The following is a 14,169-nucleotide window of genomic DNA, read 5'->3' as shown; positions in this document are numbered from 1 at the left end:
TTATTGGCGCGTGATCGGCTGGCAAAGTACCTTAACGAAAGTTCGGCGATTATATCATCCCTAAGACAAATAGTAGATTACGCACATGCCTTTCGAGTTATACTGATCGACGCCGCTGCCGCTAATGAAACGAAGCTGTCTCTTCGCATCCGACGAGCAAGGAATGAACATACTCGTATCCGACAAGAAGCCCGATGAGTACGGCGTCGTTGTTTTGACCGAGGCGAGCACTTGCGGCGTTGTCTCTCTCGTCTGGATTTTGAAGTCCGCCGGGTTGCGGGACGTGACCGCTCCGGCCGGCGAATAAATGACGATCCGCGTTACGACCGCGTTGATCGGCAGGTTAAAATCTTCATATGCGCCGCGAGCTGGCAGTTGCCCTCCGGCCGTCCGGATCGATACCGACCTTGTCTCCATTGCTCCCCGATTGCTGGCATCGGTGCCAACGTTGGCATCGAAAATCGCCGTTACAGCATTAGAGCTTTGGTAGCGGCAATTACGGAAGCGCACGACCGGACGCCCTCCCGGATTCGTCGCTCCCGTATAGACGACCATGTCGGCCGCGTTGGCATATTGGCTGAATTCGCAATTGGCAAATTCGACGTTGTGCGGATGATCGAACGTGTTGGAGGAATACACGAATTCGATTTTCCCGTTTAACATGCAGCCGTCGAAAGACACAATCGGCATGTTGTCGTTGCCCGGCGAGAAACGAGCGAACGTCCAGTCCGCCGAACGTTGTCCCGTTTCCGTCGTGTTGTCGACGTTCAGGAATTTCACCGAACCGCTCGCCCAGGCACAGTCGATCATCATGCTCTTATCCGTTTGGTGCTCGAACCTTACTCCGGAGCAGAGGAACCTCATCGTGCCGTATGAATGGGCACCTCCTTCCATGATGAAGTACGTCCCACCGTTGGCGCCGTAATGGATGAGCGAGCCTCCCCATACGTTAACGTTGCCGCCTTCCGTCAAACGGATATAGTTGCCTTCGCTCACCTCGAATTGACAGGAGTAGAAGTTATAATTCACGAATTGATCGGACGTCTCGGACCAGAAAAACGTTTCCCACGTCCCTGAGATGCCGCAATGAAAAAAACTCATCTCGGAGTTGGTGTTGTTTCCCGTCAGATGTAGACCGTACCTCCATGTGCCGAGCCAGTTTACGCGCTCGAACACGTAATTTTGCGCGCCGCCCGTCGAATAAGAATCCATGAACGTCAGCCCCGTCGCATACGAAATGTCTCCGACGAAAGCCATGTCGCGGAACGTAAGGAACAACCAATTGTCCTTGTTCGTAATAAGCGCCTGATTGGCAACGGAGGGCTGAAATACAATCTCGGTCGCGTACGTACCTGCTCCTTCGATAACAAGACCGCAAGTCCGGAACGGCGGCGTCAACAGAAATACGTTCGGATTCGGCACGACCAGCCGACCGCCGGGCAGCTTCAGCTTAACCGTCCCGACTCTGTTTGTGTTTGATGGCGTTGTTCGGATTGCGGCCTGAATGGCGGCGTTCGCGGAAGCGAATGCCTGCGTTACTGACTGCCCTGCATTCAAGTATGTTTGCAAATAAATCGTCGTCGTGTCCCCAGTCCCGGTGCCTCCGCCGCCGATCGGAAACGCCAGTTTGTCTTGCGTGATTGTACCGGAGGCGATCTTCGCCCCCGTCACTTGCCCGTCCCCGATCTTCGCGGTTTGCACCGCGCCGTTCGCCAGCTCCGCAGTTCCGATCGCGCCGTCCGCCACCTTATCGGCCGTTACTTGCCCCGCCCCGATCTTGTCGGCAGTTACCGCGCCGCTCGCCAGCTCCGCAGTTCCGATCGACCCGTCCGCCACTTTATCGGCCGTTACTTGCCCTGACCCGATTTTATTGGTTGTGACCGCCCCGTCTGCCAGCTTGCCCGTCGTGACTGCTCCGTCCGCCAGCTTCCCGCTCGAAATCGCGCCGTCATTGATCGAAATACTTCCATCCGCCACTGTCCGCCCACCCTTCTCCCACATAAAATTACTACATTATATTGGGGACAAGAAGATCGGTGAATAAAATACATGAATACTCAAGTGTAGTGAAGCCAACTCCCGCAACGTTAACAAAACTACGACGGCACAATCGACTAATAAAAGTCCGATATACAGCGAATAGCGCTATGGCACAGTCTTATTCGCCCCGAAATGGCTGCGGCAGCGAGAATAAGATGGTGGCATAACGTTAATGGTATTCCACAAGCCCCATATATTGGTTTTTTGTATATAATTACGTTATGCCGTAACCTTATTGTTCTTCAACAGGCGCCGGAGCAGTTGATAGGGTGATCCTGTAACGCTATTCTCTCACGCGGACTTTCGTTTGTTTATGAATTGTGCCGTTATAGAAAAAAAAAGAAATCTCAGATCGTAGGGTACTCTTTTGCCATAATGCACTGCTTTAAAGTTAGAAAGTAGTTTTCGTATAAAGCGGTGCACAGGGCAGTCCGTCGGAGGACGCATACGGTGTAACGGCGTGCGCCGGATATCCCGTGCAGCGTGACCAAAAGCAAATTTAGCAAACTACCTCTCAACCTATATATTCGACGAAGCAGCAGGCGGCGCGAACGGCTTCGGCAACTTCGGCGCCCGCGCAAAGCCGAATGGTTCTTCTCTCATCGGTGTCGCACTCAAACAACGTATCCTGGTTAACGTTGAAACCGTCCCGCCCCGATGCGACGTCAACCGACGCAAGCTCCGTCGGAACCGGCTCCGCCGTCTCCAGCCAGTAACGAGCCGCCTGACCTTCTTTTATCTCGCCTTGCTTGCAGAATATCCGAATATTCAAGATGACGGCGCCCAGCGGCAGCTTAAACGTCTCTTGTCCTCCCGCGGCCGGAAAAGCGCCTTCGCTGTTTTTCACGCTGACGACTTTCCGCGAAAGTTGCGCCCGATTGCTGTTCCGATAGCCCAGATCCGAATCGAAGAACGCCGTCTCCGCGTCCGCGTTCGCTCCCCGACAATTCCGAAACTGGATCATCGGCCGCCCCCCTTTCCCAACTCCTGGTTCCGACGTCCATACGATGACGTCTTGAGCGGAAGCCGCTTGCGAGAATTCACAGTTCTCGTAAGCGACGTTATGCGGGGCGTTCCATGATCCGCTTCCGTACCGATACTCATGCTTGCCGGCAAGCACGCACATGTGAAACAGGATGCTCGGCATCTTCTGATTAGCGGACGTAAACACTGCATTCACGACCGGAGCCAGTCTGAACGATTGCGAAGCGGTATCACAGCTAATGAACGATACTGTGCCATCGTTCCATTCGCACTCAATCAGCCTGCTCCCGGGGCCGCGATGCTCGAACCTCGCTCCGATGCAAAGAAACCGCTGCACGCCGAAAGCATGGCTGCCGTTGAGCAGCTTAAAGAACGTGCCACCCTGATCCTTGTCCGTATGGATCAAACTTCCTCCCCATACGTTAATGTTGCCGCCTCTCTCGAATACGAGGTAATCGCCGGCGCTTACTTCGAATTGGCAAGCGAAGAAGTTGTAGTTCAGAAATTGATCCGAACCTCCCGCTGCGGGCACGTATACGCCCCTCTTGATTGAACCCGAGAAATTGCAATGATACCAAGTCATCTCACTGTTGTTGTTCGAACCTTCGAGCCGGAAAATATCGTTCCATTCGCCGTTCCAGACGCATCGCTCGAACGAATAATTTTGCGCGCCTCCGCTTGCATGAGAGTACATAAAGTTGTTTCCCGGCTCAACGGAAATAAATTCGATGTCGGATATCGAAACGAACATCCATGCGTCCTCGTTGTACAGCAAATATTTGTTTTTGGCTTTATTGCGATAAATAATTTGCGTAACGCCCCTGCCTGCGCCTTGAATGGTCAAACCGAGCGTCCTTGTTCGATACGACCGACGCATCAGCGCCTCCGGTTTCGAAATCGAATAACAACCTTCCGGAATGATCAGCCTGGCTCTCCCTCTTCGCGTGTGGTCTTCCAGCACGGATGCCGCAGGATTCGCCGCCGTCGCTTGCTCGATATAGTCGAGCGCCCGGGCGAACGCGTCGCTGCTATCCGTTACGCCCGTCGGGTCGGCACCGAAATCCGCAAGCGTGACGAACAGCGCCTCTCCTCGGGAAACTACAATATGGGCGGGCTCGGCGGCGCCGCCAGAATCAAACAGTCTTTCCTTGAGCCATCTGCCCGCGATCAGCGCGGCTCCCGCCGTCACCATGCCCGTTAGAAACTGCCTTCTGCCTATTCTCTTATGTTCGCCCGCGCGGTTACCGGACGAATCCCGCTCCCTGTCCATCCAGCATTCTCCTTTCCATTGCGCGGCGAATGAGATGAAGAAGATCGGGGCGCCCGGTCAAGAAATCTGGATAACCCTGTCGGCAACAGTACCATGACGCAATATGTGCCGAAGCAGTAAGCGAATGCATTCATGAGGTCGCCCCGCAGCAATATAAACAAAAACCCTGCGATCAACGCGTGCGTATAACGATTTTTACCTACCGACGACTCCAGACGGTTCACGAACAGCGCCATCAGCAACGCCCCCGCCGCGACGCCGACCCATCCGAAATTGATCATGAACTCGCTTGGCAACGGATTGGACAAATTGTTGAAATTCAACGTGTAATTGCCGGATATAAAATCTCCGATCGCTTCCCCTGAACTGAGAGGTTTCCCCGACCAAATATCCCTCGGGACAAAGAAAAACAAGACGCCGAGCATCTGGTAACCGTAAGAATATCCATGGAGATCGGTAAACCTCATCGTCGCCGCCAAATTCGAGAAAGCGTCGAAGTGCAACTCCGTTAATTGATCGAACATTAAGTGGTAAGCAGTCGGCATCTCATACCCGCCGAAGCCGTAACGGAACATGTTCAGAAACGGGAATATAAACAGCAGGCCGGTAAACATAATCCATATGAATTGGCTCGGCTTGAGCCGTGGAAAGTAGAAAAGATAGACGACGAGGATAACGCAAAAACCAATATAGAAGCGGGAGGTGTTAAACGGGCTCAACTGGTTCAGCAGAATAACCGAAGCGAGCAGCAGCTTCATCCGAGCGACCAAGCTTCGATACCGTCTTCGGTCATCGAAAGCGAACAACCAGTTCGCGAACACGATGCCTTGAAACGAAATATTTACTAGCAGCAGCAATGACTTATTCGCGAAAACGGCGCCGAACTCAGCCGCTCCGAAAAAGTAATTCAGTTTAAACAAAGCGATCGTCATAGCGAAAATGCCGCACGATAGGGCAAAGTACAGGACTCTCACCCGGCTGCCGATGATCTCAAGCCCGGATCCTCCGATTGCATTTTCGCGTCTCGCGGAAGGACGGTGAAGGCTGCGAAACAGCATGTAGACGACATTCCATACGAATACGACAATTCCCGCGCGGATAACGTCGCCGGGTTCGATCGGCATCGTGTTCGGAAATAACGGACCGGCTTGCAGTTGAATTACAGGCGCGATAAAAAAGAACATATAGACGAAAATCCAGATGATCGTGTCCAAGTTCAGCGTCTTTACGCTCATCGCCCGATAGAAGCCGATCGTCACGCAGACGAGATTTAACATAAACACAGCCATCATCATTCCCGACTGCGGCCATGATTCCGTGTTAGCGTAACAGAGCGCCCCGTTCAGAAGGAAGAAAATAAACATCATGTACAACCTTAACATGCCACTTCCTCCTCACGCTCTGCACAGCGCATCCTCGTAAATGTCGACGAGTCTAGCCGCGAACACATCCGGCTGAAGTTGCTGAACCGCCTCTCGGCCGCGTAAGCCGATCCGTTCGGCCATCGCCGGTTGCTCGATCAGCTCGAACAGAGCCTCAGCCAGTTGTTCTTCGTTGCGAGGCTCGACGAGCATGCCATTTAATCCGCTCGTCACGATGTCCGCGATTCCTTCACCTTTGCAGCCTACGACAGGGATACCGAATGACATCGCTTCGGCGTACGCAACGCCGAACGCCTCGTCCCAGCTAGGCAAGCAAAATATCGAAGCTTCCGACAGCTTATCCATCGCCTTCGCGTGCTCGAGCGTCCCCGTGAACGTCACTTTGTCGGCGATTCCAAGTTCATCAGCCAATTTGCTGAGCGCCGACATCTCCCGGCCATTGCCGATGATGACAAGCTCGTATTTCCCGTGCTTGTCGACTACCCGGCGAAACGCTCGAAGCAGGTAATGCACGCCTTTGCGATCGATGAGCGAAGCGATCGTAACGATTTTGTTCTGCCGCTGCTTCACGGCCGCTTTCGCTTCCGTCCAGTACGTGTTATATAACACTTCCAATCTTTGTTTCGGCACTTGAGATGACATGTTCCGCTGCACGCGAGTACTAACGACGAGCACTTTCTTCGCGTGCGCAACGATTGCTTCCGCCAGCGCTCGAGCCGTTCCTCGATCCGGAAAGCTGTTGAACCGGTCTACGTCGTGAAGAGTCAACACATAAGGAATGCCGTATTTCCGAAATAGTCGGTAAGCAACCGCACCATCGGGAAATAAATTGTGGGCATGGACGACATGGAATCTCCTCATCTCTAGCGCTCGCGCCAACGCGCGGCTTGTGAGTGTCGACTGCGCCCCGATTAGCCGGAACATCAGCTTGTCGATCAGCGAATTCGGTTTCGTCCGCAGAAACTTAGGATGATGCACCTTTACCCCGTCATAATGCTCCTGCGCCGGAATCAACGAATAATCACGCAGCTTGGGAGAGAGCGCACCGGCAATCGACGGCACATAAGGCACCGAATTTACCACTTCAACTTCGACGCCTTGCGTCTGCAACGCCAAAGCCTGCTGATGCGCCCAAATCCCGAGATACGGAGTGTTCTTCTTCGGATATGCCCACGATAGAAATAAGACGTTCATTCGGAACTTCCCTTCCGGCGTGCCGCGGATCAGCCTTCGCCGACTGCGGCATTCGTCCTGCTTTTTCTGACGCTGAATCTGGCGGTGATTTTCCCGATGACAAGATGAATTTCCCGAATGCCGAACCAACGAATGAACACCAAGTACATCAGCACGCTGCAGCAAATAGCCAACACCGACAGCGGCGCTTCCCATTGGCCGGGAATCTGCGTACTGACCGATTCGTAGAGCAAGCGGGCGATGCCCGCTGCCAAACCGGCAGATGCAGCTACCTTCGCTATGTAGACAACCGGGACGCCGATTCGATTTCCTCCGTCCATCCTTAAATACCGCACGATGAGGAACGTAAGCGAACATACCATTCCGATCGCGGTCGCGATGGCGATGCCCATATAGTGAAGTGAAGGGATCAACAGAAAGCAACCGACGATAAAAGAACTCATATAGATCAGCGAAGTGTAGATCGGAGTCCTCATTTTCTCTTTGCCGAAAAACAGTTTGATGAAAAACTCTCGAATCGGAATAATGAAGATCCCGATCGCGAGCACGAGGAATGCAGACGAAGTCATCTCGGTCGCCTGCTTGTCGAACGCTCCCCGCTCCAGCAGCAACCGGATAATGTTCGGAGCGAACACCATGCAAGTGACCGCGACGGGCAGCAGCATTAGGAGCAAACTTTTCACCGTCGTCGACACAATTTCGTTGTATTCCTTTTTCTTGTTCTCGGCGATTAGCGTCACGACCGTCGGATAAGTCGCGCTGATCAGCGCCGTTCCGAACAACGTTACCGGCAGCATAATAAACCGGTTAGCGTAGTTAATCGCCGAAATGCTGCCTTCTTCCAAATACGAGGCGAAAAAACGGGTCGAGAACACGATGCACTGGTCGATAAGAACGAGGCCGATAATCGGAAACGACATGAAAACAAGACGTTTGAGCTGCTCATCCTTCCATGTCATCCGCAACCGATAACGGATGCCCTTCTTCCTCATCATCGGCCACTGCACGATCACTTGCAGAACCGTGCCGACGACAAAACCGAGCGCGACGGAATCGATGCCCATCGATTTGTGAAAAAAAACCATGAAGCCGATGACGACGATGTTGTTCAGTACCGTCAACAGCGCGGGAACGACGAAGTGGTTCAGGCTGTTCAATACGGCCGACTGCGCGTATGTGAGGCCAAAGAATAAAATGCTGGGCAGCAAAATCCAGAGCAGCCGCTCGATCATCCGATGGCTTTCGGCGTCGGAAGAGAAAAGAGAAGCGATCGGATCGCTCAAGGCGTAGAACACCGCTGTCAGGGCAAGCACGATGACGATGACCCAGTTCATCGCATTGCTGAACATGGCCGACGCTTCCTCTTCGTTCTCTACTCGTTTTTTAATGAACAAAGGGATAAATCCCCCCATCAGAATACCGCCAAAAAACGACAGGACAATCGATGGCAACGTATTGGCGAAAAGGTACGCGTCCATTTGCATGCCGGCGCCGTAATACGCGGCCGATAGAATTTCCCTGCCCAGTCCGAGGAAGCTGCTCAGCAAGTTGCCGACGAATAAGATTGCCGCTCCTGAAAAAATCGCTTTTGCATTCATCGTATACCCTCTTCTTCGGCGTGACTTGAATGTCCGCGACGAACATCCTGATTCGCGACCGACCTGAATTTCATCTTAGCGAATACGGAATGAAGCGAGGCTGGCAACACCAGCTTCGCCAAACGCCTCAACGCAAGACGCAGTCCGACCGCCGGGCGAAATTCCTTCCATTCGGTCATACGCAAATACCGATAATATTCGCGTTTGTACGGATGCGCATTATCGAATTGCCACGGCTTTGACGTTCCCGTAAAATGCACGATACCTGGCTCGCGGCAGCCTTCACGCGCCTCGATTCCGAATGACCAGGGCAGTTCCGCGCGAATTTTGCGGGAGAACATCGCCCGCTGGACGTTCCACCGAGGATGTAGCTGCAGCCATTGGCCGTAGAGCACCGCGTTTAAGCCGTCCTGGTCGTGATAATACAAGCGGTGCCTGTTTTCCCTCAAAAATCGGAGCGTCCTCTCCGTCACAGACAGTTCTCGCCAGCGCGCCAAATTAATAAGCATGACCCCTGAATTGAAGTAGCTTTCCCCTTCCGGTATGCCAAGCTTGGCAAGCCGTTCTCCACCGCCCGGATCTTGGACGGCCGCCAAAGGATACTGTCTCAACTGCGTCTGCCACAGCTTCGAAAGGTCGTCTACCGCGATTAAATCGCAGTCCAGATAAATAACCTTCTCATACGCCTTGTCCTTGAATAGCTCCGGAATGGACAATCGATAATACGCAGCCAATGTAATATGCCTGTCGCTAGCGATGAACAAATCTCCGTACGACTCTTTGTCCGCCGGAATCAGCTCGACGTCCGCTCCCATCCCGGTGACGGTGCGAATGAGCTTGCTTCGGTTCCCGACATCGATGCCTCCGTCGATCACGTAGAACGACGCGCGCCAGCCTTTGGACAAATTCACCATGACGGAGGCAAACGCCGCGCAAAGATGCTGCACGTATAAATTGTCCGCGCTTGAAACGACGGCGATTGTCTCGGTATCGATCATGGACTTAGCCACCTACTAGTCGGATGAATATGGTGTTGCTACCGGTTTAATACGACGCCGATGACACCCGCATGTACATGATCCAGCTTCGCAACCGCTTCATGGGCTTCTCCCCTTCTCGAGGCGCCCCGTCTGACAACCAGAACGGAACCGTCGCACATGGTCGCGATCTGCTGCGAATCGGCAGTTCCGAGAGAAGAAGGCGCATCTACGATGATGATATCGTAAAGTTCCCGCAGCGTCGCCATGAGCTGCGCGAACCGCTCGGATGCGAGCATCTCCGAAGGAAAAGCCGTTGGCGATCCTGACGTCATTAATGTCAAATTCGGATAAACATTGGCGGTAACCGCATGCTCCAAGATCGCTTCTTCGGAAAGCACGTTCGTTAACCCGAACCTGTTCGCGACATTAAAATACCGATGCAAGTCCGGCTTGCGCAAGTTCGCGTCGATAAGCAGCGTCTTCTTTCCAAGCTGAGCGTATAGCACGGCCAGATTGCCCGCCGTCGTCGTCTTTCCCTCGCCTGGCTTGGACGACGTGACAAGCACGACTTTTAACTTGCGATCGCGGGAAGCGAATTGAATGTTGGCGCGAAGCGTTCTGTACGATTCCGCGTGTCTGGAGCTCGGGTTGGCAATCGCAACGAGCTTATGCTTATTGGTTGACGCCGACATGTACCGAATCACCTGCCATGTTTTTGGAGTTGGCATCATCTACCATTCTCAGCTCCGACGGTTTTATTTTTCCGACTCTGGCCAGCATCGGCTTACCCAGATAGGAGAGTACATCTTTCTCTTCCCTGACTTTATCGTCCCAATACTCCCACAGAAACACGATTGCCACGGATACGACGATCGCGAATAGAAAGGCGATGACGAGTTTCTTCGTCAAGCTGAGCGACAAATTCGGCGTTTGATCCGACATTTTCGCCTCGCTTAGCAAGCTGACGTTGTCCACGTTTAAGATTTTCGGAATCTCTTGGCGGAACACTTCCGTGACGGCGTTAACGATGGCCACAGCACGCGGCGCGGAAGCGTCTTCGATGGCGAGGCTCATCACCTGGGACTTCTCGGAGGAGCTTACTTTCAGCTTCTTGCCGATTTGCTCGGCCGTCAAACCGAATTCGGGATGTTTCTCCACGACTTCCTCCATGATGTCGGGTGTCGTTAATATTTCCTTGTACGTATCTATGAGCATAATGTCCGAAGCGATCTGGCTCGCATCGACGCCGCGAACCGCTTCCGCCGCCGTCTTCGTCGTGCTAACGATGATTTTGGCTGTCGCTTCGTAACGAGGAGAAGAGTATAACGAGTGCTGAACGAACACTGCTCCTCCGAACATAAGCATCATCAAACCAATCAACCACATTCTTTTCCATAACAGCTTGACGTATTGCTTTAATTCCGGCTCTTGCGGCTCGCCGGCATCGCGCAGCTCCATCTTCATTTCCCCGCCTTTAATGATACATTTAGTAACATTCATATCGCTACTTTACGATACATAACGTAACAAGTCAAGCGGAAGGTTGACCACTCGATCGGAGATTTTCTTAAATAAATCGGAAAATAATCTTATGCTTCTCCGCCAGATCCGCGAATCGCGACGCGATTAGTTTATCGTCTTCGTTCATAGACAAGCTGTCGATGATGTAGACGTTCATGCAATCGTCGGCGCGACACAAATCGTATAAATTCAAAATCGCCGTGCTCCCGAACGAGACGAGATGAATTCTTTTGATATCGTTGTTTTTGATGACATGGTAGAGCAGCTCAATCGGAAGCTTCTGAGGCAAGGCTGACACTTGCGGATTCCCGCTTTGCGGAAAAGGCAATCGTTCGCCCGGGTGTTGCTTAAAGAAAACGGGGCTCCTGCGATTGTTCGTCGCCTCGTTCGCTTTCCTCACGATATCTTCGATATAAGCTTCCCGATTGTCGACGTCATCCAGAAACGGATCGGTCAGCACGACGGTTAATTCTTCATGTCCTCTGACAAGCTCGTCTACTTCTTCCAGCTCCGGATACAGGAAATAACTCTCCCGTATAATCTTCGGCATCCTCATGAACGACTCCAGCGTGAGCGGGAGTCCGATCGTTTTGCGGAAAATCGGATTGTCGCGTTTGCCCGTAATGATCTCCGGCCGCTGCAGCCAAATTTCGCGAATCCAGCGCATGCTTCCGAAATACCCCCCGGGCAACCCGAGCCAAGGCGCCATTTTCTTCAGCAATCGCATGTGCCACGATTTATGGGTGCTGTTATTGATGTAGTTCCCGGAGCCCTCTTCGAATAAAATCGCTTTTTTGCCTTCCGCGCCGAACTTGCGAATAATCGCGTACTCGACGGCAACGAAATCGTGCGCGACGAATAACGAAGAGTACTCGGTAATGTCTTTGAACGCTTCGGGCAAAAACCTTCTCCAGGAATGATAAAAGAAATATTTCCGGACAGGATTCAGCCGCAGCTTGAATTGATCGAGCATGCCGTCGTCGATGAACGTCACTTTAGCCCAAATGCCCAAAGCCCGAACGCGTTCGCTAAACTGTTCCGCCTTATGGAAATGGTTTAGAATAACGAGCTCGCAATCGGCAAATCCGCACCCCTCTTTAATGAGCCTGGCGATAAGATACTGGTACGGCTTCGTGCAGACGAACAGTTTCTTTCCCACGGCCTCGATTTCCACCTTGAAAACTCCTTTACCGAATGGCGTGTTTCAAATAATAAGCGAACTTGAACAGCCGTCCGCTGAACTTGGATAACTGGAAATACGGCTTCTGAATGGCACCGAACGACCGGAAAAATCGCTCTATCGTCTCATGCATGCCGCCGTAGAAATCGAACTGGGATGTTCGGACGGACATCTCTTTCAGCGCGTGCCAGATGAGCAGCGAATGCGAAGAGGCGCCTTCCAGTTCCGGGTCGGACCCGCCGAGCAAATTGTACGCGCACCCCTCGTCCCATACGATATATACGCCGCTGAGCACGCGCCCCTCCCTGTCCAGGGCGAGCCAGATTTTCCTGCGTCCACGCGCCGCAAGCTCCCGGTCCAACGCCCGAAGCGTCTCGGCGCTGTATGGCATTGGGAATATTTTCGGATCGAAGTTTTTGGCGTGCATCTCCAGGAAACGATCGACATCCGCCGTCTCGATGATCGAGCAGATTTGCTCGGCCTCCTGCACCTCCAACTGGGTTTGGGGCAGGAAGTTCTCAAAGACAGCATCCGGATCTGCAATATTTTCGATCACGTACGTATAACGCGTCGTTTGACGGAAGCCGCGCCAATAGAAGGTGCTCCAGTTCGTAATATGCCAATTGAATTGCTGGTGAGAGTAATCCATGCGAGGCAGCTTCTCGATCAGCTCAAGATAAATTTCCCGCTCGTACGCCAGCTTCGTCGCATACTTCTGCTTATCCGGATATTTGATCCAGATGCCCATCGACAGTGTCATTTGCGGCATTTGGATGAGATTAAACATGTACTTTTTTACTTTGTAATAAGGCAATGCCGCTACGATTTGCCGATCGCGCTCAACGAGCACGACGTCCCAACGTTCGGCGCCCCCGCATGTGATGTCGAGCCACCAGTCTTGGTTATATACGGGGATCAACGTCCCGGAACTGCATAATTCGCGATATTTCTCCTGCTCCTCGCTCATCTCGTCACCCCCCCTCAGAACGCTTCGAATGCAATGGCGGTCGTTACCGCCACGGACACCTGCAACAGCGCCTGCTTCATGTAATACACGAATTTAAACAAACGCCCATTAATTTTCGATAGTTGAAAATAAGGCTTCTGTTTCGCACCTAGAGACCGGAAGAAACGTTCGACCGGCTCATGCATGCCGCCGTGCAAATCGAATTGCTTTGTGACTTTGGACATTTCGCGGATCGCATGCCACAAAGCGAGCGAGTGACAGCCGCTTTTACGCAGGTCGGGATCTGCTCCACCCAGCAAATAATAAGCGCAATTGCCGTCCCACACGACATAAATCGCGCAGTGGATTTTCCCTTCGTCATCCTGAGCGAACCAGATTTTACGGCAATTCCGTTCCTTGCATGCTTCGTCCAGCCGTTTGATCACGTCATAGCTATGGGGCATCGGCACTTGCTGCCGCTCGAAAGTCATTTTGTTCATTTCATGGAATTTCTCGAAATCGTCGCTTTCAACGATTCTGAGCTGCTTTTGCGCCTTGCGGATCTCCGCTCTGATATTGTCGCGAAAGTTCGCGTAGATTTGGTCCAGGTTTCCGAGATCCTCAAATACGAAAGTATAGCGAGTCGTCTGCTTGAATCCTTTCCAGTAGAAAGCGCTCCAGTTCGTAATGTTCCAGTTGAAATGCTGGTAAGAGTACTCAACTTTGGGCAACCTCTCGATCAGTTGCAAATAGATTTCGCGCTCATACGCAAGTTTCGTGTTCGGATCCTGATGCTCGGGATAACGAATCCATACGCCCATCGTCAACGTCAGCTCGGGCATTTGAATCGTATCGAACATGTACTTTTTCACCCGATGGTACGGAAGACTCGCGATAATCTGTCCGTCTCGCTCCACGAGAACGACATCCCATTTATCCGGACCTCCGCAAGTGATATCGAGCCACCAATCCTGGTCAAACAAAGACATGTCCTTATTTGATCTGCACAGCTCGCGGTATTTGATTTTCGCATCTCTGTCCGGTCTTTTCATGACCGCGGTTCCTTCTCTCATA

11 protein-coding genes are annotated in these 14,169 nt (G+C 52.5%); all 11 read right to left on the bottom strand.

Annotated features, from left to right (window positions below; translation table 11 throughout):
* Window positions 1–60 precede the first annotated feature (60 nt).
* The 11 genes from ACFPOF_RS19970 to ACFPOF_RS19920 all read right to left on the bottom strand — a co-directional run bounded on the left by ACFPOF_RS19970 (window position 61) and on the right by ACFPOF_RS19920 (window position 14,168).
* Window positions 61–1,977: a hypothetical protein gene (locus tag ACFPOF_RS19970; protein ID WP_378135845.1), complete on the bottom strand. Its 1,917-nt coding sequence runs from the start codon at window positions 1,975–1,977 to the stop codon at window positions 61–63.
* A gap of 577 nt (window positions 1,978–2,554) precedes the next feature.
* Window positions 2,555–4,294, bottom strand: a complete 1,740-nt coding sequence (locus ACFPOF_RS19965) for a glycosyl hydrolase family 28-related protein (RefSeq protein WP_378135843.1) — start codon at window positions 4,292–4,294, stop codon at window positions 2,555–2,557.
* Complete coding sequence (locus ACFPOF_RS19960; RefSeq protein WP_378135841.1) at window positions 4,240–5,676, bottom strand: hypothetical protein; 1,437 nt, start codon at window positions 5,674–5,676, stop codon at window positions 4,240–4,242. The genes ACFPOF_RS19965 and ACFPOF_RS19960 overlap by 55 nt, the downstream gene beginning before the upstream one ends.
* A gap of 12 nt (window positions 5,677–5,688) precedes the next feature.
* Window positions 5,689–6,870, bottom strand: coding sequence for a glycosyltransferase (locus ACFPOF_RS19955; protein ID WP_378135839.1), 1,182 nt, complete (start codon window positions 6,868–6,870; stop codon window positions 5,689–5,691).
* A gap of 29 nt (window positions 6,871–6,899) precedes the next feature.
* Window positions 6,900–8,468, bottom strand: coding sequence for a murein biosynthesis integral membrane protein MurJ (gene murJ / locus ACFPOF_RS19950; RefSeq protein ID WP_378135838.1), 1,569 nt, complete (start codon window positions 8,466–8,468; stop codon window positions 6,900–6,902).
* Window positions 8,465–9,466 (bottom strand): glycosyltransferase family 8 protein, encoded by a 1,002-nt coding sequence (locus tag ACFPOF_RS19945; protein ID WP_378135836.1) that lies wholly within the window; start codon window positions 9,464–9,466, stop codon window positions 8,465–8,467. The genes murJ and ACFPOF_RS19945 overlap by 4 nt, the downstream gene beginning before the upstream one ends.
* Before the next feature lie 38 nt (window positions 9,467–9,504).
* On the bottom strand, window positions 9,505–10,140 hold the full coding sequence (locus tag ACFPOF_RS19940; RefSeq protein WP_378135834.1) for a CpsD/CapB family tyrosine-protein kinase: 636 nt from the start codon (window positions 10,138–10,140) through the stop codon (window positions 9,505–9,507).
* Window positions 10,121–10,906: a YveK family protein gene (locus ACFPOF_RS19935; RefSeq protein WP_378135832.1), complete on the bottom strand. Its 786-nt coding sequence runs from the start codon at window positions 10,904–10,906 to the stop codon at window positions 10,121–10,123. Before ACFPOF_RS19935 ends, ACFPOF_RS19940 begins: the two co-directional genes overlap by 20 nt.
* Before the next feature lie 109 nt (window positions 10,907–11,015).
* Window positions 11,016–12,143: a hypothetical protein gene (locus ACFPOF_RS19930; protein WP_378135830.1), complete on the bottom strand. Its 1,128-nt coding sequence runs from the start codon at window positions 12,141–12,143 to the stop codon at window positions 11,016–11,018.
* Between the two features lie 13 nt (window positions 12,144–12,156).
* Complete coding sequence (locus ACFPOF_RS19925) at window positions 12,157–13,116, bottom strand: GNAT family N-acetyltransferase (RefSeq protein WP_378135828.1); 960 nt, start codon at window positions 13,114–13,116, stop codon at window positions 12,157–12,159.
* 14 nt (window positions 13,117–13,130) lie between these two features.
* Window positions 13,131–14,168 carry a GNAT family N-acetyltransferase gene (locus ACFPOF_RS19920; RefSeq protein ID WP_378135826.1) on the bottom strand — a complete coding sequence of 346 codons (1,038 nt, stop codon included), beginning with the start codon at window positions 14,166–14,168 and terminating at the stop codon, window positions 13,131–13,133.
* Window position 14,169: the final 1 nt, after the last annotated feature.

Origin of the sequence: Cohnella soli (genome assembly GCF_042655525.1) — a bacterium.
GTDB lineage: Bacteria > Bacillota > Bacilli > Paenibacillales > Paenibacillaceae > Cohnella > Cohnella soli.
This window is presented reverse-complemented; position numbering and strand designations above follow the sequence as displayed.

Bases quoted from the DNA above. Each gene is read 5' to 3' on its own strand.
- ACFPOF_RS19965 (WP_378135843.1), bottom strand. From the start codon at position 4,294: ATGGACAGGGAGCGGGATTCGTCCGGTAACCGCGCGGGCGAACATAAG.
- ACFPOF_RS19960 (WP_378135841.1), bottom strand. From the start codon at position 5,676: ATGTTAAGGTTGTACATGATGTTTATTTTCTTCCTTCTGAACGGGGCG.
- ACFPOF_RS19955 (WP_378135839.1), bottom strand. From the start codon at position 6,870: ATGAACGTCTTATTTCTATCGTGGGCATATCCGAAGAAGAACACTCCG.
- murJ (WP_378135838.1), bottom strand. From the start codon at position 8,468: ATGAATGCAAAAGCGATTTTTTCAGGAGCGGCAATCTTATTCGTCGGC.
- ACFPOF_RS19945 (WP_378135836.1), bottom strand. From the start codon at position 9,466: ATGATCGATACCGAGACAATCGCCGTCGTTTCAAGCGCGGACAATTTA.
- ACFPOF_RS19940 (WP_378135834.1), bottom strand. From the start codon at position 10,140: ATGTCGGCGTCAACCAATAAGCATAAGCTCGTTGCGATTGCCAACCCG.
- ACFPOF_RS19935 (WP_378135832.1), bottom strand. From the start codon at position 10,906: ATGGAGCTGCGCGATGCCGGCGAGCCGCAAGAGCCGGAATTAAAGCAA.
- ACFPOF_RS19925 (WP_378135828.1), bottom strand. From the start codon at position 13,116: ATGAGCGAGGAGCAGGAGAAATATCGCGAATTATGCAGTTCCGGGACG.
- ACFPOF_RS19920 (WP_378135826.1), bottom strand. From the start codon at position 14,168: ATGAGAGAAGGAACCGCGGTCATGAAAAGACCGGACAGAGATGCGAAA.